The 23649-nt window shown below is 53.4% G+C and carries 30 protein-coding genes, 1 pseudogene and 1 riboswitch; of the genes and pseudogenes, 12 read left to right on the top strand and 19 right to left on the bottom strand.

All coding sequences use genetic code 11. From position 1 onward, the window contains the following. Window positions 1-27 precede the first annotated feature (27 nt). From AAZT04_RS10030 to mntP, 4 genes are all read left to right on the top strand, one after another. Window positions 28-828: a PTS mannose/fructose/sorbose transporter subunit IIC gene (locus AAZT04_RS10030; RefSeq protein WP_017893113.1), complete on the top strand. Its 801-nt coding sequence runs from the start codon at window positions 28-30 to the stop codon at window positions 826-828. 15 nt (window positions 829-843) lie between these two features. Next, window positions 844-1686 (top strand): PTS mannose transporter subunit IID, encoded by an 843-nt coding sequence (locus AAZT04_RS10025; protein WP_012145539.1) that lies wholly within the window; start codon window positions 844-846, stop codon window positions 1684-1686. A 54-nt stretch (window positions 1687-1740) separates the two neighbouring features. Then, window positions 1741-2199, top strand: a complete 459-nt coding sequence (locus AAZT04_RS10020; protein WP_434679898.1) for a DUF986 family protein — start codon at window positions 1741-1743, stop codon at window positions 2197-2199. A gap of 221 nt (window positions 2200-2420) precedes the next feature. After that, a riboswitch (yybP-ykoY riboswitch) is annotated at window positions 2421-2604 on the top strand. A gap of 11 nt (window positions 2605-2615) precedes the next feature. Then, a complete protein-coding gene (gene mntP, locus AAZT04_RS10015; RefSeq protein ID WP_041414651.1) occupies window positions 2616-3185 on the top strand; it encodes a manganese efflux pump MntP in 570 nt (189 codons plus the stop codon). A gap of 100 nt (window positions 3186-3285) precedes the next feature. Here the strand turns inward: mntP and rlmA are convergent, their stop codons facing one another. Then, complete coding sequence (gene rlmA / locus AAZT04_RS10010) at window positions 3286-4107, bottom strand: 23S rRNA (guanine(745)-N(1))-methyltransferase (protein WP_217331347.1); 822 nt, start codon at window positions 4105-4107, stop codon at window positions 3286-3288. Between the two features lie 142 nt (window positions 4108-4249). Here rlmA and pgeF point away from each other — a divergent pair. Then, window positions 4250-4967, top strand: a pseudogene (pgeF, locus tag AAZT04_RS10005) (peptidoglycan editing factor PgeF). A gap of 52 nt (window positions 4968-5019) precedes the next feature. Here pgeF and cspE read toward each other — a convergent pair. From cspE to AAZT04_RS09990, 3 genes are all read right to left on the bottom strand, one after another. Next, window positions 5020-5229: a transcription antiterminator/RNA stability regulator CspE gene (gene cspE / locus AAZT04_RS10000; protein ID WP_002221949.1), complete on the bottom strand. Its 210-nt coding sequence runs from the start codon at window positions 5227-5229 to the stop codon at window positions 5020-5022. A 41-nt stretch (window positions 5230-5270) separates the two neighbouring features. Further along, window positions 5271-5387 carry a DUF2627 domain-containing protein gene (locus AAZT04_RS09995; protein ID WP_071593021.1) on the bottom strand — a complete coding sequence of 39 codons (117 nt, stop codon included), beginning with the start codon at window positions 5385-5387 and terminating at the stop codon, window positions 5271-5273. 879 nt (window positions 5388-6266) lie between these two features. Continuing rightward, the gene (locus AAZT04_RS09990; protein ID WP_129940737.1) at window positions 6267-7265 is read right to left on the bottom strand and encodes an MBL fold metallo-hydrolase; all 999 of its coding nucleotides are present in this window, start codon (window positions 7263-7265) and stop codon (window positions 6267-6269) included. A gap of 222 nt (window positions 7266-7487) precedes the next feature. Between AAZT04_RS09990 and AAZT04_RS09985 the strand changes: the two genes are divergently transcribed. Continuing rightward, complete coding sequence (locus tag AAZT04_RS09985; RefSeq protein ID WP_020827306.1) at window positions 7488-7778, top strand: hypothetical protein; 291 nt, start codon at window positions 7488-7490, stop codon at window positions 7776-7778. Window positions 7779-7815: 37 nt separating this feature from the next. Here AAZT04_RS09985 and AAZT04_RS09980 read toward each other — a convergent pair whose 3' ends face one another. The 3 genes from AAZT04_RS09980 to AAZT04_RS09970 form a co-directional block, all read right to left on the bottom strand. Further along, window positions 7816-9183, bottom strand: a complete 1368-nt coding sequence (locus AAZT04_RS09980) for an amino acid permease (protein ID WP_129940738.1) — start codon at window positions 9181-9183, stop codon at window positions 7816-7818. Window positions 9184-9359: 176 nt separating this feature from the next. Beyond that, entirely contained in the window at window positions 9360-9596 is a 237-nt protein-coding gene (locus AAZT04_RS09975; RefSeq protein ID WP_020827308.1) for a DUF4060 family protein, read from the bottom strand. Between the two features lie 67 nt (window positions 9597-9663). Next, the gene (locus AAZT04_RS09970) at window positions 9664-9978 is read right to left on the bottom strand and encodes a phage protein NinX family protein (RefSeq protein ID WP_020827309.1); all 315 of its coding nucleotides are present in this window, start codon (window positions 9976-9978) and stop codon (window positions 9664-9666) included. Window positions 9979-10147: 169 nt separating this feature from the next. Here AAZT04_RS09970 and fos point away from each other — a divergent pair, with 169 nt between their 5' ends. Beyond that, window positions 10148-10555, top strand: coding sequence for a fosfomycin resistance glutathione transferase (fos, locus tag AAZT04_RS09965; protein ID WP_434679894.1), 408 nt, complete (start codon window positions 10148-10150; stop codon window positions 10553-10555). Between the two features lie 49 nt (window positions 10556-10604). Here the strand turns inward: fos and AAZT04_RS09960 are convergent, their stop codons facing one another. Both AAZT04_RS09960 and AAZT04_RS09955 read right to left on the bottom strand, forming a co-directional pair. Continuing rightward, complete coding sequence (locus tag AAZT04_RS09960) at window positions 10605-10877, bottom strand: YebO family protein (RefSeq protein WP_020827311.1); 273 nt, start codon at window positions 10875-10877, stop codon at window positions 10605-10607. 99 nt (window positions 10878-10976) lie between these two features. Then, the gene (locus AAZT04_RS09955) at window positions 10977-11135 is read right to left on the bottom strand and encodes a PhoP/PhoQ regulator MgrB (RefSeq protein ID WP_044551945.1); all 159 of its coding nucleotides are present in this window, start codon (window positions 11133-11135) and stop codon (window positions 10977-10979) included. 163 nt (window positions 11136-11298) lie between these two features. Between AAZT04_RS09955 and AAZT04_RS09950 the strand changes: the two genes are divergently transcribed. Then, window positions 11299-11532, top strand: coding sequence for a YobH family protein (locus AAZT04_RS09950; RefSeq protein ID WP_020827312.1), 234 nt, complete (start codon window positions 11299-11301; stop codon window positions 11530-11532). A 42-nt stretch (window positions 11533-11574) separates the two neighbouring features. Here AAZT04_RS09950 and AAZT04_RS09945 read toward each other — a convergent pair whose 3' ends face one another. Further along, on the bottom strand, window positions 11575-11814 hold the full coding sequence (locus AAZT04_RS09945) for a DUF2766 family protein (RefSeq protein ID WP_004945684.1): 240 nt from the start codon (window positions 11812-11814) through the stop codon (window positions 11575-11577). Window positions 11815-12014: 200 nt separating this feature from the next. Between AAZT04_RS09945 and AAZT04_RS09940 the strand changes: the two genes are divergently transcribed. Further along, complete coding sequence (locus tag AAZT04_RS09940; protein WP_262032968.1) at window positions 12015-12227, top strand: YccJ family protein; 213 nt, start codon at window positions 12015-12017, stop codon at window positions 12225-12227. Between the two features lie 457 nt (window positions 12228-12684). Further along, window positions 12685-13071, top strand: coding sequence for a helix-turn-helix domain-containing protein (locus AAZT04_RS09935; RefSeq protein WP_041414657.1), 387 nt, complete (start codon window positions 12685-12687; stop codon window positions 13069-13071). A 29-nt stretch (window positions 13072-13100) separates the two neighbouring features. On the opposite strand, the gene AAZT04_RS09930 is transcribed toward AAZT04_RS09935, so the two are convergent. The 4 genes from AAZT04_RS09930 to lysM all read right to left on the bottom strand — a co-directional run bounded on the left by AAZT04_RS09930 (window position 13101) and on the right by lysM (window position 15989). Beyond that, entirely contained in the window at window positions 13101-13454 is a 354-nt protein-coding gene (locus tag AAZT04_RS09930; RefSeq protein WP_048760158.1) for a DUF1304 domain-containing protein, read from the bottom strand. 427 nt (window positions 13455-13881) lie between these two features. Then, window positions 13882-14823 carry a pirin family protein gene (locus AAZT04_RS09925; RefSeq protein ID WP_434679889.1) on the bottom strand — a complete coding sequence of 314 codons (942 nt, stop codon included), beginning with the start codon at window positions 14821-14823 and terminating at the stop codon, window positions 13882-13884. A gap of 96 nt (window positions 14824-14919) precedes the next feature. Then, complete coding sequence (locus AAZT04_RS09920) at window positions 14920-15084, bottom strand: hypothetical protein (RefSeq protein WP_020827317.1); 165 nt, start codon at window positions 15082-15084, stop codon at window positions 14920-14922. A gap of 458 nt (window positions 15085-15542) precedes the next feature. Beyond that, window positions 15543-15989: a peptidoglycan-binding protein LysM gene (gene lysM / locus AAZT04_RS09915; protein WP_020827318.1), complete on the bottom strand. Its 447-nt coding sequence runs from the start codon at window positions 15987-15989 to the stop codon at window positions 15543-15545. Between the two features lie 228 nt (window positions 15990-16217). Here lysM and AAZT04_RS09910 point away from each other — a divergent pair, with 228 nt between their 5' ends. Both AAZT04_RS09910 and AAZT04_RS09905 read left to right on the top strand, forming a co-directional pair. Beyond that, on the top strand, window positions 16218-16409 hold the full coding sequence (locus AAZT04_RS09910) for a YebW family protein (RefSeq protein ID WP_012145560.1): 192 nt from the start codon (window positions 16218-16220) through the stop codon (window positions 16407-16409). A gap of 130 nt (window positions 16410-16539) precedes the next feature. Further along, window positions 16540-16764, top strand: coding sequence for a biofilm development regulator YmgB/AriR family protein (locus tag AAZT04_RS09905; protein WP_020827319.1), 225 nt, complete (start codon window positions 16540-16542; stop codon window positions 16762-16764). 83 nt (window positions 16765-16847) lie between these two features. On the opposite strand, the gene ompC is transcribed toward AAZT04_RS09905, so the two are convergent. The 5 genes from ompC to astA form a co-directional block, all read right to left on the bottom strand. Further along, window positions 16848-17930, bottom strand: a complete 1083-nt coding sequence (gene ompC / locus AAZT04_RS09900; protein WP_046373317.1) for a porin OmpC — start codon at window positions 17928-17930, stop codon at window positions 16848-16850. A 650-nt stretch (window positions 17931-18580) separates the two neighbouring features. Further along, entirely contained in the window at window positions 18581-19564 is a 984-nt protein-coding gene (gene astE, locus AAZT04_RS09895; RefSeq protein ID WP_434679885.1) for a succinylglutamate desuccinylase, read from the bottom strand. Between the two features lie 11 nt (window positions 19565-19575). Beyond that, a complete protein-coding gene (astB, locus tag AAZT04_RS09890) occupies window positions 19576-20916 on the bottom strand; it encodes an N-succinylarginine dihydrolase (RefSeq protein WP_115058633.1) in 1341 nt (446 codons plus the stop codon). A gap of 180 nt (window positions 20917-21096) precedes the next feature. Then, complete coding sequence (gene astD / locus AAZT04_RS09885; RefSeq protein WP_129940743.1) at window positions 21097-22569, bottom strand: succinylglutamate-semialdehyde dehydrogenase; 1473 nt, start codon at window positions 22567-22569, stop codon at window positions 21097-21099. Next, window positions 22569-23603 carry an arginine N-succinyltransferase gene (gene astA / locus AAZT04_RS09880; protein WP_020827406.1) on the bottom strand — a complete coding sequence of 345 codons (1035 nt, stop codon included), beginning with the start codon at window positions 23601-23603 and terminating at the stop codon, window positions 22569-22571. Before astA ends, astD begins: the two co-directional genes overlap by 1 nt. Window positions 23604-23649: the final 46 nt, after the last annotated feature.

The raw sequence follows: 23649 nt of genomic DNA, 5'->3' as shown, positions 1-23649 counted from the left end.
GAGATCTTTGGTCATAGGAGAAGTGCAATGGAGATTACCACTCTTCAGATTGTACTGATATTTATCGTTGCCTGTATCGCCGGGATGGGTTCCGTTCTCGACGAGTTTCAATTTCACCGTCCGCTGGTCGCCTGTACCCTGATCGGTTTTATCCTCGGTGATATGAAAACCGGTATCATCATCGGCGGTACGCTGGAGATGATCGCCCTGGGCTGGATGAACATCGGTGCGGCGGTTGCGCCAGATGCAGCATTGGCGTCCATCATTTCCACCATTTTGGTTATTGCCGGCGGACAAAGCGTCGGTGCCGGTATCGCCCTGGCCATCCCGCTGGCGGCAGCCGGACAAGTTCTGACCATCATCGTGCGTACCCTGACCGTCGCCTTCCAGCACGCAGCGGACAGCGCGGCAGAACGCGGCAGTTTACGCGCCATCACCTGGTTGCATATTTCCGCCCTGCTGTTGCAGGCGATGCGTATCGCTATCCCAGCGGTTATCGTCGCTATCTCGGTCGGCACCTCTGGCGTTCACGCGCTGCTTAACTCGATCCCGGAAGTCGTCACCAGCGGCCTGAACATCGCCGGCGGGATGATCGTGGTGGTCGGTTACGCCATGGTGATCAACATGATGCGTGCCGGTTATCTGATGCCATTCTTCTACCTCGGCTTCGTTACCGCCGCCTTCACCAACTTTAACCTGGTCGCGCTCGGCGTTATCGGCGTGGTGATGGCCGTGCTGTATATCCAGCTCAGCCCGAAATACAACAAGTCACAAGTTGTGCAAGCCGGCCCGGCTAACGCCAACGACCTCGATAACGAACTGGACTAGGAATAGGTGAGAGAAATGGTTGATACAACAGCTCAAAAGAAACTCACGCCAGCCGATATTCGCGGTGTGTTTATGCGTTCGAACCTGTTCCAGGGTTCATGGAACTTCGAACGTATGCAGGCGCTGGGTTTTTGCTTCTCCATGGTGCCGGTGATCCGTCGCCTGTACCCGGAAAATAACGACGATCGCAAACAAGCGATTAAACGCCATCTGGAGTTCTTCAACACCCACCCTTACGTGGCGGCGCCGGTGCTTGGCGTGACCATGGCGATGGAAGAGCAACGCGCTAACGGCGCGCCGATCGACGATGCAGCAATCAACGGCATCAAGGTCGGCTTGATGGGGCCTCTGGCCGGCGTAGGCGACCCGATTTTCTGGGGGACCGTTCGTCCGGTATTCGCCGCGCTTGGTGCCGGTATCGCCATGAGCGGCAGCCTGCTGGGTCCGATTTTATTCTTCGTCCTGTTCAACCTGGTGCGCCTGTTGACCCGCTATTACGGCGTGGCCTACGGCTACCGCAAAGGGGTGGATATCGTTAACGACATGGGCGGTGGCTTCCTGCAAAAACTGACGGAAGGAGCGTCGATTCTCGGCCTGTTTGTCATGGGGGCATTGGTTAACAAGTGGACGCACGTGAATATCCCGTTGGTGGTGTCTAAAATCACCGACCAGACCGGGCATACCACGGTGACCACGGTGCAGACTATCCTCGACCAGTTGATGCCGGGCCTGGTGCCGTTACTGCTGACCTTTGGCTGTATGTGGCTGCTGCGCAGGAAAGTGAATGCGCTGTGGATTATCATCGGCTTCTTCGCCATCGGTATCTTTGGTTACTGGGTTGGCCTGCTGGGCCTGTAAGACGATTATCAGCCGGGGGGAAACCCCCGGTTTTTTTATTTGTGGAGCTAGAAGATGTCGCTGACCGATGGCGTATTACTGATTTTCACCGCGCTGATGCTGGTGTATGCGATTTACGACGAATTCGGGATGAACCTGCTGAAGGGCAAAACGCTGCTCAAGGTACAGCTAAAACGACGTAACCGGATTGATTGTCTGATCTTTGTCGGTCTGATTGCCATTCTGATTTATCGTAATGTCACGACACAGGGTGCTGCATTAACCACCTATCTGCTTATTTCTTTAGCACTGATCGCCGTCTACATATCCTATATTCGCTGGCCCAAGATGTTGTTTAAAGCGCAGGGTTTCTTTTATGCCAATGCGTTTATCGAATATAACCGCATTAAGGCCATGAATTTATCCGAGGATGGCATTCTGGTCATCGATCTGGAGCGGCGCAGACTGCTGATTCAGGTCACGCAATTAGACAATCTGGAAAAAATATATCACTTTTTTGTTGAAAATCAGTGATTAAAAATAACGCCAACAGAACCTCTGTTCTCGCCACGCGCTGAATGTGGATAATTAATCACCAGCGCATAAGGCTACCTGATTATTATTTATGCAACATTATTGCACTCGCCTACATTATATTCCGTCTTGCATATTTCATTAATGAAAATAATTATCAATTCCAAATAAATATCCATGGGGAATAAGGGTTGTTGCCAACGGAAATAATATGGTATGGTTGCGCCGTCATTGGGGAGTAGCCGGTTTCTGGACAATTAAACGCCAGAAACGCCCGTATCAACATACTCGTTTTAATCATTAAAACGTGGTGCGGGCAGCCAGGTAAGGTTGGCGAGACCATAGACACGTAACTCCGTCGTATGGTTGGGGGTGGGTTACGTGTATATGGAGCCGCCCGGCCGAGGCTATTTTACATGAACTTGTCAGCTACACTCATTCTCGCTTTTGGCATGTCTATGGATGCGTTTGCCGCATCGATCGGCAAAGGTGCCAGCCTGCATCAGCCCCGTTTTCGTGAAGCGCTACGCACCGGACTCATCTTCGGCGTGGTTGAAGCCATTACGCCGATTATCGGTTGGGGCATCGGCCTGTTCGCCAGTCAATACATCATGGAATGGGATCACTGGGTCGCCTTCTCGCTGCTGTTTATTCTCGGTATGCGCATGATTGTCGAAGGCGTCAGAAACCGCCCTGAAGAAGAAGAGAAAGTGAAGCGTCACGGATTCTGGCTGCTGGTGGCCACGGCTATCGCCACCAGTCTGGACGCTATGGCTATCGGCGTCGGCCTGGCGTTCCTGCAGGTAAACATTGTGCACACCGCCATGGCTATCGGCATGGCCACCATGATTATGGCGACGCTGGGCATGATGATTGGCCGCTTTATTGGGCCATTACTCGGTAAACGCGCTGAGATCCTTGGCGGCGTGGTGCTGATCGCCATCGGCGTCAATATTCTGCTGGAGCATTTGGGCTACCTCGCCTGAACCGACAGCACCCAAAGAAAACCTGCCAACGGCAGGTTTTTTTGTTTCTGCCCACCTTAGTCGGTCAGGTCATCGCTGGCCCGCACTCTGTCGGGCGGCATTAAGCATGCCGGCGGCGATAGAGCGCAATAACGAAATCTGTTTCGCAGAGGAAGGTCTCACTGGCGCTCAGGCGCTGCTGGACCTCCGGAGAGGCCCGCCAGGCAAAAGGCGTCATCTGCAGCAGATTGGCCGCCTGCTCGCCCGGCAGCGTCATCGGGTAGGCCAGCGATTCGACCCGCTCACAGTCAAAGCCTGCGAACTGCTCATTCTGTTCAGCATGCAGTTGCACCTGCTGATAAACCTGCTCTTTTAACTGATACAGATGGCGTGGACCAGGCGATACCGTCACCACGACGCCACCGGGTTTCACCACCCGGGCCAGTTCTTCCGCCTTGCAGGGCGCATAAATACGCAGAATGGCGTCTAAAGAAGCGTCGGCGAACGGCAGACGATGGCTCGACGCTACGCAGAATGACACCGCAGGATAACGCTTGGCCGCATAGCGGATTGCCACCTTGGCGACATCCAGCCCATACAGGGTCATATTGCGTTGTTGCGTCAATCTGGCAGCCACTTCCGCCGTGTAGTACCCCTCGCCGCAGCCGATATCCAGCAGCGCCTGTGCGTCGGGCGCCAGCGCCTCATCCAACAGCTCGGCTACCCGCTGCTGCAAAGGCCGATAAAAACCGCCATCCAGGAACGCGCGCCGCGCCTGCATCATTTCCGTACTGTCGCCGGGTTGCTTCGAACGCTTGTGCTGTACCGGCAGCAGGTTGACGTAGCCCTCTTTGGCGCAGTCAAACTGATGGTTAGCGTCGCAACGCCATTGCGGTGAGGAAAAATGAAGCGGCTGATGGCACAGAGGGCACTGATAAGACATGGCTTGGGTTCCAGAGAGATACGGCGCGGCTAGTCTAAAGAAGGCTTCGGTGTGATGCAAGGCGCATCCCATGGGGGCTAGCCAAGCAGGAAAAAAACTGACTACACTGACGCTAAGTTTTCTGACGCAGGTAAAGACGTTTATGACCGACTATTCCCCGCTTCTCAACCGCGTTCCCGCTATTCGACACGGTTTCGGCAATAAGAGCGCGTTGCTGCCTGGGCATCTGCAGCCCTATCGCGCCACCTTGCCGGAAAAAAAACAGGTACACGGCACGCGCATTGTCGACGTAACGCAGGCAGCACAGGCGTGTGGTGAGGCCGATGGGTTCTATACCTGCCAGCCGGGCATTCTGCTCAGCGTGTTAACGGCAGACTGCCTGCCGGTGATTTTCAGCCGCCATGACGGCTCGGCCATTGCAGCCGTGCATGCCGGCTGGCGTGGGCTGCTGGATGGCGTTCTGGAGCAGCTGGCGGCGCGTATCGCACAAGATGACTCAACCCACCAACTGGGTCGCATCCATCGGCCCTGCGGCCGGCCCATGCTGTTATGAGGTGAATGAAGAACTGGTCGAACGGTTCAAACAGCAGTTGCCGCTGCCCGCCAGCTTAATCAGCCCCCACTATCGTCACCTGGATCTGGCCGCAATCGCCGAATCCAAACTTCGCGAGCTGGGGTTCGCCGCCGTTGACCGTGCCGGCAGTTGCACTATCTGCACGCCAAATACCGACCCGCTCCAGCCACAGCGGTTTAAATACACCAGCTATCGGCGCAACAGTCACCGTCGCGAACAGGATCCCACCCATCCCGGCATCACCGGACGCAATCAGTACGCGGCCATTATTATCACCGGCGAATAGCAGAAACGAAAAAACCCGCACCAAGGCGGGTTTTTTGTACAGCTGACGCTGATTAGATTGCAGTAACGTTTACTGCAGATGGGCCTTTCTGGCCATCTTGGATTTCGAACTCAACGTTCTGGCCTTCAGCCAGGGTTTTGAAGCCGTTACCCTGGATTGCAGAGAAGTGTACGAACACGTCTTTGCTGCCGTCAGCTGGAGTGATGAAACCGAAACCTTTAGATTCGTTGAACCACTTAACTTGACCTTTGATCTTTGCCATCTTGAGTATTTCCTTTGGATTGTTTAAACCGCCCGTAGGCGTTACATAGACAAACTAGAGTCGTTACTGCTTGAGGCACTAAGATAAGGATCGGCAGAGAAGCGGTATTCAACGCTAACGTTTTTACTCAGAACTTCTTTACTGAAAATGCCACACATATACAGAACTGTACCTCGTTTTACCCAGATGCGTTATCACATACTCTGTATTCGATGGCAAGCCATTTTTAATCACTGATGGAGCTGTCGCACATATTTGAAACGGTCGAGAGCAATATAAGCTTAAATAGGCTAAAAGATGTTGAAGCCTTAGCTATTTTCTGCTTAACACTTACACCGCGCTACACTCCGCATCCTGACTGAATTTTAACAATTCTTTCATCCGACTGACCCATGAATGTTGCAACATATAACCCCAGCCAGACGCTTAGAACGTTAAAAAATTTGAATCTTTATGGAATTTCTTATACGACATTTGAATATCGGTGAACGGGCGTATTGGAGACCGGCTGATCCGACCATTGGGTTGCCATCCGGACGGCTCAACGCTGGCATAGCCCACTCTTCGGCAATCCCTCCGCCTGCGACAGCACAATAATACCAGGGTAAATTATTGCCACGCTCGCCAACTGACCATAATTCATGCAACCCACGCCCTACCATGAAAATCAAATAGCGTGCCACTTTTGGGTGCATAAGCATGCAAAATCAGAATTTACGCACCGTGGTCGTGCATCCACAGAGAAATACATCCTCCGTAACGCCGTTAAATAACGCCAATAACCTTGAGGTCAGTGCGAACCTATAGCGAAATTAAATCTTAAAAACCGAGCGGGTATTTATGCGATCAAGAGCAATTGCGAGTTGACGTATTTATTTTATCTTTTGTCACGCGCCTACCCTATTCAAGTCAACCGGTTAGGCCTGGTTGTGGATATTGCCGTCCGGCAAGCTGCCCACATCGCTACAACCTGCGGTGGGACTGGCTTGTGGACGGCTACGGGGGCGACGCCAGCCCCGCTTGCCACGAATTAACGCTTAAGAGTTAGGTTCAAGCAGAATGCGCTCACCAATTTTAATTGGCCGGAACCGGTGTTGCTCTATCCCGGCCGAACTCAACGCCAGTTTTAATTGCTGCGGCGGCTCATCCAATGACTCATCGGCTAATTCAAAAACACCCCAATGGATTGGAATGACCTGCGGCGCATTTAATTGCTGATACAGCGTCACCGACTGTTGCGGATCCATATGTTGTTCCTGCATGAACCAACGTGGTGCATAAGCGCCTATCGGCAACGCCGCCACGTCAAAGGGCCCTAAACGCGCGCCAATGTCCGCCAGCCGCTCCGAATAGCCGCTGTCGCCCGAAAAATAGAATCGAAGTGCCGGATGATGAATCACCCAACCGCACCATAAAGAGCGATTGCGGTCCCACAGGGTGCGCATACTCCAGTGGCGCGCCGGCGTACTGTGAAACGTCAGGTCACCCAACTGCAGGCTATCCCACCAGTCCAGCTCCTCGACCCGTTGCAGGCGATAGCGCCGGAACCAACTTTTCAGCCCCAACGGGACGATAAAGGTCGCATGCGGAAAACGACGCGCCAACTGCCTGATGGTGCGCCGATCGAGATGGTCATAATGGTTATGCGAGATCAATACCACGTCCACCGTCGGTAACTGCTGCACCGTCAGCGGCGTTGGGGTCTTGCGCTTTGGGCCATAAAAACTCAACGGCGATGCGCGCTGCGACAACACCGGGTCAATCAGAATGTAACGCCCTTCAAGACGCAGCAGCATTGAGGCATGCCCCAACCACCAGATACCGTTGTCGCTGCCGCTGAGGTCTGCCTGCTGCCACCAGCGTTGGGTAAACTGTAGGTACCCCATTTGCGGCGGCTTGGGCAGGCCCTGCTGCTTGCGCTCATCCTGCCAGCGCTTCAAATCCCCTTCCCGGCGCAGAGTAGGCTCCGGGTTACGAAAGCCTTGCGGCGTATGATGCGCTTTGCCGGCATCATAGTAACGATTGGTTATCTTCAAGTTGCTCTCCCGACCACTGCGGACACCCTGCACGGGCAGTTTCGATAACATAACAAAATAGACGATTGGTGCGCTTTGTGAACTGTGCTCACCTCAGGGGGGACCTTTTCGCCCATTGTGGTGTCACACTCCCTGTGAGAATGCCAGGGCCGCCTAGAGCCTGTTAAGCATCTCTTAAGATCCTTGTGTTTTACTTATAGGACATTCAGAAAAGGAGAAGTTATGAGCCGTTCTACATCACGCAAATCACGTGTTCGCATGGGCCGTATCCGTAGCGCGATGCTGGCACAGATGCAGTATTGGAAAATGTATGTCGCGATGAAACTGCGCCGCGTACGCGTACCGGCACCCCTGGTGCTGTTGTTTGGCGCGATGGTGAGTTTTTTCATGCTGGCCGTATTGATGCTTAGCGTGGTCGCTATCGATGTCATCACCACGGTATTCCTGCTGTGCAGGAAGCTGTTGGGGTTGGGCCGCTCCGCACCGGGCAATGCCTTTATGCCACGCGGCTAAATGAAAATGGGAGGCGCAAGGGCGCCTCCGTTAAACCTTAACGCCTAACGTTAGCGCCCTTGCGGCGCGTCAGCTTGAACCCTACCCACAACAGCAAGATCCACACCGGCATCAGCAACACCGAGATACGGATCCCCTCGCTGAAATACATGATGACCAGGATTAGACTGAGGAACACCAGGCACAAATAGTTGCCAAACGGGTACCACAGCGCCTTAAAGCTCGGGATTACACCCTGACGGTTTTTCGCCGCTCGGAAGCGTAAATGCGCCAGGCAAATCATCACCCAGTTGATCACCAGCGTGGACACCACCAGCGCCATCAGCAATTCAAACGCCTTGCCGGGCATCACATAGTTGATCAGTACACCGACAGAGGTCACCAGCGCCGACAGCGCAATCGACAGCACCGGCACGCCGCGCTTGTTCACCCGCGTCAACGCCTTGGGCGCATTGCCCTGCGTAGCCAGGCCGAACAGCATGCGGCTGTTGGCATAGACGCCGCTGTTGTACACCGACAGCGCTGCCGTCAGGACCACCACGTTAAGCAGGGTCGCCACCAGGCTGCTGTCCAACGCATGGAAAATCATCACGAACGGGCTACCGCCTTCCACCACTTTGTCCCACGGATAAAGCGACAGCAGGACCGTTAGCGAACCGATATAAAAAATCAGGATGCGGTACACCACCTGATTGGTGGCCTTCGGGATGCTGCGGCGCGGATCGGCGGCTTCGGCCGCAGTGATGCCGACCATCTCCAGGCCGCCGAACGAGAACATGATCACCGCCATCGCCATCACCAGCCCGCTGATGCCGTGCGGCATAAAGCCCCCCTGCTCCCACAGGTTGTTGAGGCTGGCTTGCGGACCGCCGTTGCCGCTGGCCAGCAGCCAGGCACCAAACAGGATCATACCGACGATCGCCACCACCTTGATGATGGCAAACCAAAACTCGGTCTCGCCATACAGTCGGACATTAACCAGGTTGATCAAATTGATCAGGACAAAAAATATCGCGGCGGAAACCCAGGTTGGGATGTCCGGCCACCAGTACTGAATATAAATACCGACGGCGGTCAGTTCGGCCATGCCGACCAAAATGAACATCGCCCAGTAGTTCCAGCCGGAAAGAAAGCCGGCGAAATCGCCCCAATATTTATATGCGAAGTGGCTGAACGACCCGGCAACCGGCTCCTCGACCACCATCTCCCCCAGTTGGCGCATGATCAGGAAGGCAATGAATCCGCCGATGGCATAGCCCAGCAATACCGATGGGCCGGCCATTTTAATGGTCTGCGCAATGCCGAGAAACAGGCCGGTGCCAATAGCGCCGCCCAGGGCGATAAGTTGTATATGTCTGTTTTTTAAACCGCGTTTTAGCGGGGTATCCTGCTGCTGACCGCCCATCTTATCCTCATATGGCGTGGGAACCTGGCGCTATTGCACAAGGTTTCGCCATTCAATAAATGTATCTGCGGGCGGCTTTTTAACACTTAACCCCGTGAGCATCAAGGAGTAGCACCCCGGCGACGTCGGCCAAGGCGCTATTTTATGCTGGGATTAACGGCAGTAAGGGCAGGTTTTTAGCTGGACAGACCGCAAAGTTTGGTCAGGTTGCGGGCACCAATCATCAGCGTGGCGACGTAGGACTGGCGGCGTGTTACCACCTCTACCGCCACGCGATCGTTTTGATATTTTATCAGGTAGGTTGACGGCCAGCCCTGTCGGCGCTGACCAAAGCTTTCGGCATGACGATCGATTGCCGCATGGGCAATCACCAGATGAGACAAGTTTTTATCACCTTTAATAATGCGCTTCATAAACAGGCTCCGCCAGAGACAGTTCTGTTGTCATAAAAAGGGAAAAATCATCAGTAATTCTGGTGTTTCAACGGACCATTTCGTTGGTTTGCTGGCTCAGCAGGAAGCAGATCATTGCCGCACGCAGCGGGCTGCTGCTGTCCGCCTGCCATTCGCCGCGTTGGGTGATCATACGCGCCTGCCACTGCGGGTTGTCGCCCTGGCTGTCGGCATTCAGGCTGATTTTATTGGCGCAGATAATCGGCCAGGCATCGGAGGGGTTCTTGCAATAGTCTTTACCTTTCACACCGCCGTAGGGATACCATTTGTCCGGATTTTCTCCGGTGATCAGCGCAATGCTGCGGTTCACCTCGGCGTCGCTTTCTTCATACCATTTAATCATCGGCTTTATCCATCTTTCGTAGAGTTGGCGCTACATTACGATGCCAATACGACAGATTTATGACAACGCGAGGGCTTTCCACATTATCTCCACTAATGTTTTTTCGGCTTTATCTTTTCCTGGGCGCTGATTACACTTTTTCTCTGTTTTGTTGCGCAGGAATACCGGCATGTTAACTGGCCTCAACCATCTGACGCTTGCAGTAAGCGACGTCAACCGCAGCTTCAATTTTTATAGCAACCTGTTGGGTTTTGTCCCACATGCTCGCTGGCAAACTGGCGCCTACCTGTCTCTGGGGGAACTGTGGCTGTGTTTGTCATGGGACGACGCGCGAGCCGTAAATTCAGCGAAGGATTACACCCATTACGCGTTCAGCGTGGCACCGACAGATTTCGCCAAGGTTGCTTCGCGGCTGCGCCAGGCTGGGGTTGATGAGTGGAAAACTAACCGTAGCGAGGGGGAATCGCTGTACTTTCTTGACCCGGACGGACACCAATTGGAAATTCACGGCGGCGACCTGGCCAGTCGGTTGGCGGCGTGCCGCGCAGCGCCATATCAGGGAATGGAGTTTTTCTAAGCGATGCGGGTGGCGTAAACTTGGGCACGCCACCCGGCAGAAAGTTTGATTAACGCTCGGGGATAAAACCTTTGAAATCCAGCGCCGGGCTGAGATCGTCATCGTCGATTACGCTATCGCCACGCGCGCTTTGCGCCAGGCTTTTCAATAATGCAGTCTGCTGACGCTGCTGCTCGGCAATTTCCTGCAGCAGACGGACCTGTTCATTGGCACGCACACTGGCACGATTCACCAGGAACCAGACCCATAATCCCACCAACAGCGCCAGCGCCGCGAGGGCCAGCGAAAGCAGGCTATTCGAACCAAAACCTAAATCGTACATGGACAACCCTATCTACTGCTAAAAACAGGCGCACATCTTAACACTCCGGGTGCGGGCACGAACATCTTGATAGTAAATTGTTATGCACCGCTGCGCATCTCACCAGGGAATGAAACGAGTAACGGAACACACCCCCAACGCAAAGGAGCCTCCCTCATCGCAGTAGCTATCCAGCGCCAGCAGGTAAAAAAACAGACAGGCCGCAAGGAACGCCACTATCACGAGGACTTTTTTTCGCAACAAATTTAGCAGCCTCATTGTTATCTTGATAATCTGTTCGTCATGCTACCACAGCTAACTTAAACGAAGTTTAACCTGTCGTTTAGAAACCGTTTTGACGATGACTTTTCAGATTGTTACCGTTGCAGCCTGCGTCGGCGCGTGGCTATATCGCAACGACGATAAATAAACGGGAGTTATAATGAGTAAGCTGATTAAGGGGTTACTGCTACTGGCAGTGGTGTATGGCGTATTTTTGTTTTCGGGATACGGCGTATTGGTTGGCAGCAACAAGAACGTGGCTGGCCTGGGGTTGCAGTGTAAATATATGACCGCACGCAATGTGGTGATTGCTCAGTATCTGCACGGGGACAACGGCGTCATTGGCGTGGCCGACTGTCCGCTGTTCAAAAAAGTCGAAACGGTGGTGGATTGATCACCACCGCCCGAAACCGTCGCCAGGCGGCGGTTTCCCCCATCAGTTGCGGGTAAACTTCATCTCAATCAGCGCAATCGCTTTTTCGATCGCCCTGCGGGTCACGGGATCGGCGCCGGCAGGATGAGTGGAGAAATCGATGCTTTTCAGCTGGCTTGCCATCTTGTCACGCACCTCGGTCGGCGCGATAACGTCGATAACATCCAGAATCTGTTTGATCACCAGTTGGCAGGCAACCAGGTCGGAGGCCAATTCCTGATCGTTGCTCAGCATGTCTGACATAATTACTTTCCTTCTTGATTCAGTCGCCGCACAGAATAGCATGTCACCTGGCGCTTTGCCGCCCCCAGGCCGTTTGCCGCTGAATTTCAACGTTATTGCGCATCGGGTGCCAAAATGGCTGGTCGTATTGGCCTATACTTAAGGTTTAAGCGACGCGCTTACCGGCGCATCCTTCAGCCACACCCCAACAGGAGAAAGTTATGGCAAACCACAATGTGAAATCCTGGGCAGCCGTACGTGAAACCTCCGTCGAGATCGCGGAGGCAATTTTTGAGCTGGCAAAAAACGATGAGGTTCTGGCACAAAAAATCTGGGAGGAAGGCAGTGACGAAGCGTTGCAAATGGCTTTCGCCAAAACCAGTGCCGACCAGCTGTACTGGGGCGAAGAAACCGTAGAGCGAAAAAACGTCTAATCCACGCAACTCAGCAATAAAAAGCCCGGGTCACTGCTGCGCCCAGGCTTTTTCGGTTTTCGGTCAACCCCGACTTGGGGTCATGTTGTTCCCTGAAATCACGGCTCTTCACCTCCCACACCTTCCGCATTATTCATTCTCATCACCGGCGTCACCATAAAAGCGGCAACGCCCACAATCACAACCAGAGTAATAATCACTGTCATTAACATGCGATCACCCCTTCAACGCTGAATTGTCACGGCTGACTCTGCTTTGGCGGTTATTCTTTGCGACCAGAACCACTGCGATATCAGCGGTAGCGGGCAACCTCAGATTAGCCGTTTTTCCTTCCGCCTGACAAGCTGCTTGACGATGGTTTTTCCGAATAATTTCGCCTGGGTGACGGCGGTCTTTTTGTCCATGGCGGCAAGTTGTGTATACTTCAGCGCTATGTAGATCTCACACAGACGCACTGATGATACAAGAACACCACCTCTCATTAGTCTGCGCCCTCAGTAAATGGGTCGAAACTCACCTTGGAAGAGTGATCCATCTTGAAGAGCTGGCCGAATATTCCGGCTACTCCCTGTGGCACATGCAGAAGCTGTTCAAAGAAGCGACCGGGATTTCGCTGGGTAAGTATATTCGCGAACGCAGGTTGGCCGGGGCGGTTTACCAGTTGCGCACCAGTGACGCCTCCATCTTCGACATCGCTCTGGATTTCGGTTTTGGCTCGCAATCGCATTTCACTTATATGTTCAGAAAGCGCTTCAACATCACGCCTTATGATTTCCGTCAGGATTTAAGCGTCGACCTGCATATCGCCCCGCCGCTGCACGTCATTCATCAAAAAACCGCCTGACTCTCTTTCCCGCCGCCGCTAACGGCGGGCTAATGTGCCCACAGCACCACTAAAATAGCGACCAGCGCGGGCAGCGCCTGTACACGGAGAATCTTGCGGCTTGCGGTCAGCCCACCAAACATGCCCGCCACCAGCACACACCCAAGAAAGAACAGTTGCACCGCCGGCTCCTCACGCCAGACGCCCCAGGCTAATCCCGCCGCCAGAAAACCGTTGTATAACCCTTGATTGGCCGCCAGCACCCGCGTGGCGGCAGCAAACTCCGCGGTGGTGGCGAACACTCGCCTGCCGGTAGGCTTCTGCCATAGGAACATTTCCAGGATCAGGATATACAAATGGATCGCTGCAATAAGCAACACCACTATATTAGAAAGAATTATCATTGTTATTAGCAGGGTTAATCAGATATTGGGTTTTATAAGTATAACCTCACTGAGAATATTGCGAATATATCGACATAAAAAAACCCGCCGTAGCGGGTTTATTGCATAATCATTCAGAGTTAGTTCAGAGCAACAACCAGCATGGCTGCAATAGAGATCCAGAACGCCGCCGTTGCAATAACAACATGGGATAATCTTGCACGATAGAGTACTTGGCTCATAATAACCTCACAGGCTTCTGACTAGCGGTGGTTAACATCACTTCTTGAGAGTTATCTTAATCCACTGCTCCGACCATTTATTTGCGCCAGATCACTATTCCCCAGATAAACTATATCGGTACGAAAACATGGAATTTCGATCACATTAATTTAACGTTAATAGAGCGAAATGAATAAAAATATCCCGCTGTTATAGCACGAAGGTATCAATCATCGTTCCAGGGCAGGCGTGGCGCGGTCATGCGGGGACCGCAATAGCCGACGACATCGGGAAAACGTGAATTCCCCTGCTCCCAATCACGCTGCGCACGGCTAATCTCTTGTTTGCTGTGGCCGACAAAATTCCACCAAATGAGAATCTCTTCGGTTAATGGCAAGCTACCGATTAATAATGCACGACTTCCTTTCTTGGCACGTAACTCGATACGGTTAAGATTTATACCTAAATAGGCGAATTCATCAGGTGAAAATTTTTCATCATTAACCTCAAATGCACCAATAAGGGGCAATAAACCTATTTCAAAATCTTTTCGCAGAGGTAATTGCAAATAACCATCAGCCTGCCATTCCAAATCCATGGCGATTAACGGTGAAAAAGTCGACACCGGAGAACGATATTGTTCGAACTCCCCTATCAGCAAAGTATGCTTCACTTCGTCGTGCAGCCAGCACGGCAAGTCGGGATAATGATCGAAGCGCGGGGCCATGTCGGCATGTTCTGCGGGCAAGGCAATCCACAATTGTACAGCATGCAAACGCCGTTGCTCACCGGTTGACTGTTCGGTATGCGCTATACCGCGTCCTGCGGTCATCAGATTGACCTGTCCGGGCCGTATCACCTGTTCGCTGCCCAGGCTATCCCGGTGCAGAACTTCCCCTTCAATCATCCAGGTAAAGGTTTGCAGACCGATATGCGGATGTGGGCCAACGTCCATCCCCTGCGAGGAACCGCTGAATACCGACGGGCCTGCATGGTCGAGAAAGCACCATGCGCCTAGCGTACGCCGTTCACGGGTGGGCAAGGCACGGCTTATCGGGATACCACCAACTTCGGCGTTACGTACGGCAATACGTTGGATCTGACGGATGCCGTCAACCACAGGACAATCACGGGAAGAGGATGAATAGGTTGGGCGGGAATTGCTCATGATTAACGCCTCCAGAACGACACACGGGTTGAGTGAGTAGCTGGACGCCAGCTTATCATGAGCAAGCGACCAGAACGCAACCCGGGAGGCAGAAGGCTACGACGCCTTTATATAGCAGCCTTTGATGTCGACCTCATCGCGCGCATGCTTGAGATCGGAAAAGTAAGTCACACCAAAAAGAATCGATACCACTAACAACACGGAAACCAGTAAACCGATAACGGCCAACAGCTTGGTTTCATCGTGGAGATTGTGCTCCATTTTATCTCCTGTATTGAACGACATCACGTCAGCCATAGCGTGACTGAAAGCGTAAAAATGATCAGGGAACAGGACGCTATCGCCAGCACAATGACAGCGAATTGTGCGTCTCCCAAAGTTTCACGGTAGTTTTTATCTTGTGAGGTATTACGTTGTTGTTTCACAGAATCTATCTTAACTCATCACGCGTTAACGTTTTAGTGAAGGGTGATTGATAAAAGCCCGCCATTGCGGGTTTGTCAGATTCCGCGCCCAATGCCACTCAGACCTCAAGAGTGGCAAGACGCTATCAACTTTCCTCACCAGGGTCAACACTCCCCCAGAACTGAGATGACCAAGATTACGATGCATTCAAAAGTCTTATTAAGACAATAAAATAATTAGGCTAACTTATGCAAGTAAACATAAAAAAAGCCCGATAACAGATCGGGCCAGGCAGTGTCGTGCCGCTGTGGGTATTACTGCGGAATACGCAGTACCTGCCCCGGATAGATTTTGTCCGGGCTGGACAGCATTGGCTTGTTCGCTTCGAAAATCTTGTTATACAGATTCGCGTTGCCATACACTTCTTTCGAGACCGCACTCAGGGTGTCGCCCTTCTTCACGGTATAGAAACGGCTTTCCGCGGCGGCTTGTTCAACCGCTACTTTGTCTTCCACGCCGCTGATACCTGCCACGTTACCGATGGCCACCAGGATCTTCTCTTTCAACTCCTGACTGACCGCATCCCCGGTTACTACGGCTTTACCGTCAACCACCTGCACATCAACCTTATCGATACCCGGCAAGCCGGTTTTATTGAGATGGTCCTTCAGTTTGGCGCTTTGATCTTCGGCTGTCGCATTGCCGGTCACTGTGTCCCACAGTTTCTCGCCCGCTTCTTTGACGAAGTTAAACAAACCCATATTCACTCCTTTCGATGGTTAGCATGTTGCATTGACTTAAGACTTATTAAGCTTAGCACCGCAAGAGGGATATTCAATTGGTCCAACAGTATTAAGCGGTTAGAGTAATCCGAAAGTGCCAACTTTCATTGCCAATCTGTCCTTTTATGCAGCACCTGACATGAAACAATCGCTGAAGTTACCTACAATAAGAGCATGGAAGGATTAGGAGGAAGGATATAAGAAGCGATGTACGCCTTGGTGATGTTTGTCTGTTATCTGGACGGCGGCTGCGCCGATATCGTGGTTGACGTGCTGCGTGACGAACGCCAGTGCCTGATCAGTATGAAAGAACAAAACCTGCGCCACGCCGGCTGCTTCCCGTTTGAAGATTTTATCGATGGCTTTTGGCTACCCGCCAACGAATATGCGCCGATGTAAATCGCCAAAAGACTTTTATACTACTTTCCTCTGAGGAATTTCTGAATTCACCGGAAAGCCGGCATGCCGACGATGCTTTATGCCACTATTTTGCTAAATTGCCTCACCCGAACGATATGGAGATGGCGCGATGCCCGTTTCTACCTTCTCAAACGAACACTACGAAGCCCTGTTACGCGACGTCAGCCTGGTGGTCGGCGGCGCGGTCATTCAACTGATCAATCTCAACAAAAAAGTTTCCGGCAATAATATTCTGGCCCATTTGGTTAACGAGATTGAACATGAAACCAATCAGCAACGCTTTGCTACATTGCGTTCCGCCATCGAAGTGATGGGGCAAGCCCCCAAAGGTTAACAACCCAATAAAAAAGGCAGAGCTTTCGCTCTGCCTGATTACCGTTTTATCCCGACACAGGAAGAAGGTAATGGTGTTGAAACTTAGAAACGATAGGTCAGGTTCACTGCCACGACGTCGTCGGTGCTCAGCTTCAGTTTGTTATCGTCGTTCAACTGGTTGATTTTGTAGTCAACGTAGGTGTACATGTTTTTGTTGAAGTAGTAAGTCGCACCCACTTCCACGTATTTCACCAGATCAACATCGCCAATCCCTTCGATATCCTTGCCTTTAGACTGCACGTAGGCCAGAGAAGGACGCAGACCGTTTTCGAACTGGTACTGGGCCACAACTTCGAAGTTCTGCGTTTTGTTGGCGAAGCCAGATACGCCATTGCCGCTGATTGGCGTCATGTTGCGCGTATCGGCGTACATGGCAGCCAGGTAAACCTGGTTGGCGTCGTATTTAATCGCTGTGGTCCAGGCCGTTGCGCTGTCGCCTTTACCGTAAACAGATTTTTTCTGATCGCTGGTGCGGTTGGAATCCGAGAATGCCGCCGCTACGCCGATACCGGAGCCGCCGATGTCCTGGTAATCCAGGGACATGCCGTAGCCGTCGCCGTTTTGTTTGGTCACACCGCGGCTGTCGCTGTCGTTTTTGCCCTGGTACTGCAATGCCAGGTTCAGGCCTTCCACCAAGCCGAAGAAGTCGCGGTTACGGTAGGTAGCCAGGCCGTTGGAGCGCGCGGTCATAAAGTTGTCGGTGTAGCTGTAGGAGTCGCCGCCGTATTCCGGCAGCATGTCGGTATAGGCTTCTGCGTCGTACACCACGCCGTAGTTACGGCCGTAGTCGAATGAACCGTAGTTGGCGAATTTCAGGCCGGCAAAGCCCAGACGGGTTTTGGTGCCGGCAGTGCCCTGCGCTTCGTCGTGGTTGGCCTGGACGTTGTATTCCCACTGGCCGTAACCGGTCAGTTGGTCATTGATTTGCGTTTCGCCTTTAAAACCGAAGCGGACATAAGTCTTGTCGCCATCTTCGGATTTGTCATCGCTGAAAACATGTTTGGCGGCTACGCGACCGTACAGGTCGAGTTTATTGCCATCTTTATTATAAATTTCTGCCGCGTTGGCAAAGGAGGTCATTGCCCCTAAGGCAATAGCTAAGGCTAATACACTGCGTTTCATCATTTATTTTCCTAGATATTATAATTTTAATTTCTGCCCATCACGCCCAATTTATGGTTTGGGCTGTGATCTTTATCATTTAGTGTTTTATGAGCGCCTCTAATTAAGAAGCCATGTGACATTAGCATCATGAATCCAAACTTAAAATAAAAAAGTTCATAAAACACCGTGGATAAAGCATGTTTATGTGTAACAAAATATTACAACAAAGAAGTCAATCAACTCATTGATTCATATTGATATTTATTACATATCTTATAACCAATTTGGTGCAACGCACCATAAAGGTGCAATTTGGTTTCCTTTTGTATGCTTTCCATTCGATTCATAAATACCATGAATCTTAGCATGGTTACTAATAACGTTACTTATTTCACATTTTTATCTGAGTAAAGTCATTGCGGTGATTTAGTGTGTTTCGCCACGTTTTAAGCAAGTCTTTTACCGCTTCGAATAATTAAATCGATTCAAACCATCAAAAAATGACGGCAAAAATAAATTCAACATAAAATATAAGTTTCGATAGAGAGACTATAAAGAAGGGGAAGTAACAGGAATTATCAGCAGGATATACCACCGTTATTTAAGGTTGCAGCCGACATCGCTACAACCTTAAATACTGTAAGTATAAAACCGTATTCGAAACTGACAGGTTAATACAGCGTGCTGCGCGGCGCTTCAATCAGCACCATACCGGCGCGCAATCCAAGTGCGACCTGGGGATTAGGGAATAAAATCCATTCTCTGGCATGCTGAACCCGGTACTCCTCCCCCGGTTGTTCGCACAGTAACGTCCCCTGCTCCAGCTCGGTAAAGTTGGCGGTATCATCACTGAGATGCAGTTTGAACGCTTCGCTACGTTTGATCAGCGATCGCTCAACGCGGAACACCCGCAGAGCCTCTCCCATTCGCTGCGGCAAGGCTTCGCCACTGACTGCCGCCTGCAGTGCACGGTTAATGGCCGCAAATTGCTGTAAATCATTGCTACCAAACGGCCGCGCCTTGCCCAGTTCCAGCGTACAGCTGGCGGCGCCGGCATGCTCACTGGTGAAATTACTGAAGGTGCCGCCCGGCGCACTGTGGATCACCAACGCATCCAAATCGGCCGCGTCCAGCAATGCCAGCATCTCGGCACTGTAAGGCCGGGTCTGGAAAGGAAGAATCCCGAAGCGCGGTAAGCGTGAATCACGAATCGCCGTATGCAGATCATAATGGAAACGTGTCGCTTGCTCACCGTCGAAAAACGCGGCGACGGCCTGCTCCAGTTGCTGCGCCCGCACGGTTTCGTCGCTGTGGCAGAAATCGCGATAGCGGCCGCCAAACATCCGGTTCATGTCGCTGTGCAGGTACCGTTTATTGGCGCGCATTGACGGTGGGTTGCCCAATATCACCAGCAGCCGAACCGCCAAAGTTCGCTCGCCGCCAAGCAGATCCTTGACCAGTTGATTGAGCAGCTCAATCGGCGCCGTTTCATTGCCGTGGATCCCCGCCGACAGCACCACCGCCTGCCGATATCCCCGGCGCGGTGTGATTTCCAACAGGCCTTCCCCCAGCCAACGCCAGTGTAAATCCGCATTTTCGCCCCGTTGCTCTTTGGGCGTTTGCCCTTCCAGCGTCAGAGCCAACAAATCAAACATGATGACATCGCCTATTGTTGGAAAGGATAAACCGATCCCAGCCCGAGGATGGTCGTCAGGGTATCCAGCGCATCGCGCCCTTCGCGCAGCAATTGCGGGTCAGCCAAATCGTTCTGCGTCAGACGATCTCGGTAATAGCGGTCAACCCAGTCATTGAGCGTAACGAACAGCGTATCGTTCATCATCACGCGCGGATTGACCGCCCGCAATTCCTGCTCGTTCAGCGCCACACGTAATCGCAGGCAGGCAGGCCCACCGCCATTGCGCATACTTTCACGCAGATCGAACACCTTGATTTCATCAATTGGTCCGCCACTGGCCACCATCTCGCTCAGATAGCCCCACACGCCGCGATGCTGACGCGACTCTTCCGGCACCACAATCATCATATTGCCGTTAGGCTTGGTCAGAATTTGGCTGTTGAACAGATAGGTCGCGACCGCATCCGCCACGGAAACCCGCTCCGTCGGCACCTCAATCGCCACCAGTTCACTGTCCAGCGACGCCATTTTGCGACGCACTTCATCCAGCGCCTGCTGCTGCTGATAAAACGCCTGCTGATGGTGGAACAATACATTCTGGTTACTGACGGCGATAACGTCGTTGTGGAATACGCCCTGATCGATCACCGCCGGGTTCTGTTGCACAAACACCGTATGTTGCTCATCCAACTGGTGCAGACGGGCAATCGCCTCCCCGGCCTCGCGCGTCTGGCGTGCCGGATAGCGAGCTGGGGCGATTTCTCCGCCAAACTCCTGTCGGCCGTAGACGAACATCTGCACGCTACGCTTGCCATAATCGCCGCCCAGCCGGTTGTGGTTGGCCGCGCCTTCGTCACCAAACAGCGCCACCTGCGGCAAAGCCTCATGGTGGGCGAAATGGCGTGGATCGTTGAAAATCGCCCGCAGCACGCCGGTGGTGGTCTCGGCCTCAATCGCGCGATGGAATTTGTTGTTCAGATTGGCCGCGGTGAAATGCACTTTGCCATCCGCGCTGTCCGCCGAAGGTGAAACCGTGGCCGCATTGGCGGTCCACATGCAAGAAGCCGAGCTGAGCGCAGACAGCAGGCGCGGAGACTGCTTCATCGCCTGCGCCAAGACCGTTTCGTCGCTGCCGCTGAAACCCAACTTGCGCAGCATCGGCAGGTGCGGCCGTTCCTGCGGCGGCAATACCCCCTGCTGAAAGCCGAGATCCGCCAGCGCCTTCATCTTCAGCAGACCCTGTTTGGCCGCCAGTTTCGGATTCGACACGCTGTTTTGATGCTGGGTCGAGGCCTCATTGCCAAATGACAACCCGGCATAGTGATGCGTCAGGCCCACCAGACCATCGAAATTGACTTCATATCCTGACATGCTTTTCTCCTGGGCCCAGCAAGCTCGGCCCTACTCAAAACATACCCTATGAATTTCAAGTTGCAGCCAGGCGAGCAGTTTGCTCATCCCCAGTTATTGTAGGGGCGCTACATACTGTGCCCGCGTTAAACGGGGCGAACTTATTCGCCCCGCTGCGGCTTGAAAGGCGACGGGTAAAATTTAATTAAACGACAGCCCCGGCGACAAACTGGCCGGCAGCGTCAGGCTTTCGCTTTCCAATGACGCCATTGGCCAGGCGCAATAATCTGCCGCGTAATAGGCGCTCGGACGGTGGTTGCCGGACGCCCCGACACCGCCGAAAGGTGCCGCACTGGAAGCCCCGGTTAAAGGTTTGTTCCAGTTGACGATACCGGCACGCGCTTCCAGCAGCAGATGATCAAACTGCTCACGCTGCGGCGAGACCAGCCCAACCGACAGGCCATAACGCGTTTGGTTGGCGATACGCAGCGCCTCATCAAAGTCGTTATAGCGAATGATGGTGGTCAGCGGGCCGAAGTACTCTTCGTCCGGTACGTCACGCACCCCGGTCACGTCAATAATGCCTGGGCTGAGCAGCGCGCTGCCGCTTTCCAGACGCTGCATGGTCAGCAGAGCTTTGCCGCCCAGTGCCAACAGGTGATGTTGCGCCGCCAGCATTTTTTCCGCCGCCGCCGAAGAGATCACGCCGCCCATAAACGGCTGCGGTTCAGCGTCCCAACGCCCGACACGCAGCGCACTCGCCACCTGCACCAAACGCTCGATAAAAGCGTCGCCCTCACTGCCGCGTTTCACCAGAATGCGGCGCGAGCAGGTGCAGCGCTGGCCGGCGGAAATAAACGCCGACTGAATCGCCAGGTTAACCGTCGCATCGCGATCCTCGATCTGATCGATAATCAGCGCGTTGTTGCCGCCCATTTCCAGCGCCAGGATCTTTTCTGGCTGCCCGGCCAACTGGCGATGCAGGTGATAACCGGTACCCGCGCTGCCAGTGAACAGCAGGCCGTCGATATCCGCACTGGCGGCCAGCGCCTCACCGGTTTCACGCCCGCCCTGCACCAGATTGAGAACCCCATCGGGCAGCCCGGCCTGTTGCCACAGTTTCAGGGTTTCTTCGGCAGTTTGCGGCGTCAGTTCACTCGGCTTGAACACCACGGTGTTGCCCGCCAGCAGCGCCGGCACGATGTGGCCATTCGGCAAATGTCCGGGGAAGTTATAAGGGCCGAACACCGCCAGTACCCCGTGCGGGCGGTGGCGCAGCACCGAAGCGCCGTCCGCCATCGCAGTCTGGCTTACGCCGGTACGCGCCTGGTAGGCCTGCAATGAAATCGCCACTTTGCCGATCATCGCCTGCACTTCGGTCAGGGTTTCCCAACGCGGTTTACTGGTTTCACGGCTGATCACCGCCGCCAAAGAAGACTTGTGCTCTTCCAGCAAAGCGGCAAAACGCTTCACCAACTGTTCGCGTTGTTCGAATGGGGTACGAGCCCAGGCCGGAAAAGCGGCGCGGGCAGCTTCACAGGCGGCAGCAACATCGCTGCCGTCGGCGGCGTTGGCCTGCCACAGCGGTTGGTTATCAACCGGATCGGTTTTGCTGAACTCAGCGCCATGGCCTTGCTGCCAGGCACCATTAATAAAGAGTGCAGGATGTGACATTACGCTTTCTCCTGTGCAATAAGGGGGATGACCCGCACCGGGCTGCCTTGTTCAACGCCCAGCGCCTCGGCGGTAGCGGCATTGAGATGCAGACGGTCGTCATACAGATCGGCATTGACCAGCAGTGCGCGGTAATTCTCATAATGATCGTTGGCCACCAAAAGAGCCGGCGCATCGGCGCGCATCGGGGTCTCATCCAGCACCACTTTTACCAGACGGCTTTGTTTGACCGCGCGGATCTGATCGATTTCCGCCTCCAGCGTTGGGCCGCCGTCAAAAATATCGACGTAACCCTGATAACGCAGCCCTTCGGACTCCAGTACCCGGCGTGCTGGCACGGTCTGCGGGTGCACTTCGCCTATTACTTTTTGCGCGTCTTCGGCCAGGAAATCGACATACAGCGGGTGTTTCGGCATCAGTTCGGCGATAAACGCTTTCTGGCCGGTGCCGCTCAGGTAGTCCGCCTTGGCGAACTCGATGGAAAAGAAATGGTTCCCGACGCTCTCCCAGAACGGCGAACGGCCCTCTTCATCAGAGAAACCGCGCATTTCGGCAATCAGCCGGGCGGAGAAACGCTCACGGAAAGCGGCGATAAACAGGAAACGCACCTTCGACAACAGCTTGCCGTTTTCGCCGTGACGATAGTCCGGATCGAGGAACAGCGTGCACAGTTCGGAATGGCCGGTGTGATCGTTACTGAGGAACAGCGTCGGCACCGATTTATACACATTCAACTGTTTGGATGCATGCACCTGCGTGCCGACGCGGAAGCTGTACCAGGGTTCAGTCAGCCCGACGGCCACTTCAATCGCGCAAACCCCTACCGCCTGCTGGCGCTCGCTGTCTTCCAGCACAAACAGATAACACTGGTCACCACGCGGAAGTTCGCCTTGCCAGGTTTTTAACGCCCGCTCAATGCGTGCCGACAAGGTATCTTCATCTTGTGGCAGGGAAGTGAGACCGATGCCGGACTTACCGGCTAGCGTCAGTAAGTCAGCCAAATCGCGACGCTCTATAGGGCGAATAATCATCATAATGCGAACCTCGTCTGAATCAGGCTGCGCCGGTAAGGGCGCAGCC

The sequence above is a fragment of the Serratia sp. Je.1.23.a genome (genome assembly GCF_051129805.1).
Classification (GTDB): Bacteria; Pseudomonadota; Gammaproteobacteria; order Enterobacterales; family Enterobacteriaceae; genus Serratia; species Serratia liquefaciens.
Note: the sequence above shows the minus strand (reverse complement) of the source record. Positions and strands in the feature narration are given on the sequence as shown.

What these genes read in the sequence shown, in the direction of transcription:
- AAZT04_RS10030 (WP_017893113.1), top strand. Translation starts at nt 28, where the DNA reads ATGGAGATTACCACTCTTCAGATTGTACTGATATTTATCGTTGCCTGT.
- AAZT04_RS10025 (WP_012145539.1), top strand. Translation starts at nt 844, where the DNA reads ATGGTTGATACAACAGCTCAAAAGAAACTCACGCCAGCCGATATTCGC.
- AAZT04_RS10020 (WP_434679898.1), top strand. Translation starts at nt 1,741, where the DNA reads ATGTCGCTGACCGATGGCGTATTACTGATTTTCACCGCGCTGATGCTG.
- mntP (WP_041414651.1), top strand. Translation starts at nt 2,616, where the DNA reads ATGAACTTGTCAGCTACACTCATTCTCGCTTTTGGCATGTCTATGGAT.
- rlmA (WP_217331347.1), bottom strand. Translation starts at nt 4,107, where the DNA reads ATGTCTTATCAGTGCCCTCTGTGCCATCAGCCGCTTCATTTTTCCTCA.
- cspE (WP_002221949.1), bottom strand. Translation starts at nt 5,229, where the DNA reads ATGGCAAAGATCAAAGGTCAAGTTAAGTGGTTCAACGAATCTAAAGGT.
- AAZT04_RS09995 (WP_071593021.1), bottom strand. Translation starts at nt 5,387, where the DNA reads ATGTGTGGCATTTTCAGTAAAGAAGTTCTGAGTAAAAACGTTAGCGTT.
- AAZT04_RS09985 (WP_020827306.1), top strand. Translation starts at nt 7,488, where the DNA reads ATGAGCCGTTCTACATCACGCAAATCACGTGTTCGCATGGGCCGTATC.
- AAZT04_RS09980 (WP_129940738.1), bottom strand. Translation starts at nt 9,183, where the DNA reads ATGGGCGGTCAGCAGCAGGATACCCCGCTAAAACGCGGTTTAAAAAAC.
- AAZT04_RS09975 (WP_020827308.1), bottom strand. Translation starts at nt 9,596, where the DNA reads ATGAAGCGCATTATTAAAGGTGATAAAAACTTGTCTCATCTGGTGATT.
- AAZT04_RS09970 (WP_020827309.1), bottom strand. Translation starts at nt 9,978, where the DNA reads ATGATTAAATGGTATGAAGAAAGCGACGCCGAGGTGAACCGCAGCATT.
- fos (WP_434679894.1), top strand. Translation starts at nt 10,148, where the DNA reads ATGTTAACTGGCCTCAACCATCTGACGCTTGCAGTAAGCGACGTCAAC.
- AAZT04_RS09960 (WP_020827311.1), bottom strand. Translation starts at nt 10,877, where the DNA reads ATGTACGATTTAGGTTTTGGTTCGAATAGCCTGCTTTCGCTGGCCCTC.
- AAZT04_RS09955 (WP_044551945.1), bottom strand. Translation starts at nt 11,135, where the DNA reads ATGAGGCTGCTAAATTTGTTGCGAAAAAAAGTCCTCGTGATAGTGGCG.
- AAZT04_RS09950 (WP_020827312.1), top strand. Translation starts at nt 11,299, where the DNA reads ATGAGTAAGCTGATTAAGGGGTTACTGCTACTGGCAGTGGTGTATGGC.
- AAZT04_RS09945 (WP_004945684.1), bottom strand. Translation starts at nt 11,814, where the DNA reads ATGTCAGACATGCTGAGCAACGATCAGGAATTGGCCTCCGACCTGGTT.
- AAZT04_RS09940 (WP_262032968.1), top strand. Translation starts at nt 12,015, where the DNA reads ATGGCAAACCACAATGTGAAATCCTGGGCAGCCGTACGTGAAACCTCC.
- AAZT04_RS09935 (WP_041414657.1), top strand. Translation starts at nt 12,685, where the DNA reads ATGATACAAGAACACCACCTCTCATTAGTCTGCGCCCTCAGTAAATGG.
- AAZT04_RS09930 (WP_048760158.1), bottom strand. Translation starts at nt 13,454, where the DNA reads ATGATAATTCTTTCTAATATAGTGGTGTTGCTTATTGCAGCGATCCAT.
- AAZT04_RS09925 (WP_434679889.1), bottom strand. Translation starts at nt 14,823, where the DNA reads ATGAGCAATTCCCGCCCAACCTATTCATCCTCTTCCCGTGATTGTCCT.
- AAZT04_RS09920 (WP_020827317.1), bottom strand. Translation starts at nt 15,084, where the DNA reads ATGGAGCACAATCTCCACGATGAAACCAAGCTGTTGGCCGTTATCGGT.
- lysM (WP_020827318.1), bottom strand. Translation starts at nt 15,989, where the DNA reads ATGGGTTTGTTTAACTTCGTCAAAGAAGCGGGCGAGAAACTGTGGGAC.
- AAZT04_RS09910 (WP_012145560.1), top strand. Translation starts at nt 16,218, where the DNA reads ATGTACGCCTTGGTGATGTTTGTCTGTTATCTGGACGGCGGCTGCGCC.
- AAZT04_RS09905 (WP_020827319.1), top strand. Translation starts at nt 16,540, where the DNA reads ATGCCCGTTTCTACCTTCTCAAACGAACACTACGAAGCCCTGTTACGC.
- ompC (WP_046373317.1), bottom strand. Translation starts at nt 17,930, where the DNA reads ATGATGAAACGCAGTGTATTAGCCTTAGCTATTGCCTTAGGGGCAATG.
- astE (WP_434679885.1), bottom strand. Translation starts at nt 19,564, where the DNA reads ATGTTTGATTTGTTGGCTCTGACGCTGGAAGGGCAAACGCCCAAAGAG.
- astB (WP_115058633.1), bottom strand. Translation starts at nt 20,916, where the DNA reads ATGTCAGGATATGAAGTCAATTTCGATGGTCTGGTGGGCCTGACGCAT.
- astD (WP_129940743.1), bottom strand. Translation starts at nt 22,569, where the DNA reads ATGTCACATCCTGCACTCTTTATTAATGGTGCCTGGCAGCAAGGCCAT.
- astA (WP_020827406.1), bottom strand. Translation starts at nt 23,603, where the DNA reads ATGATGATTATTCGCCCTATAGAGCGTCGCGATTTGGCTGACTTACTG.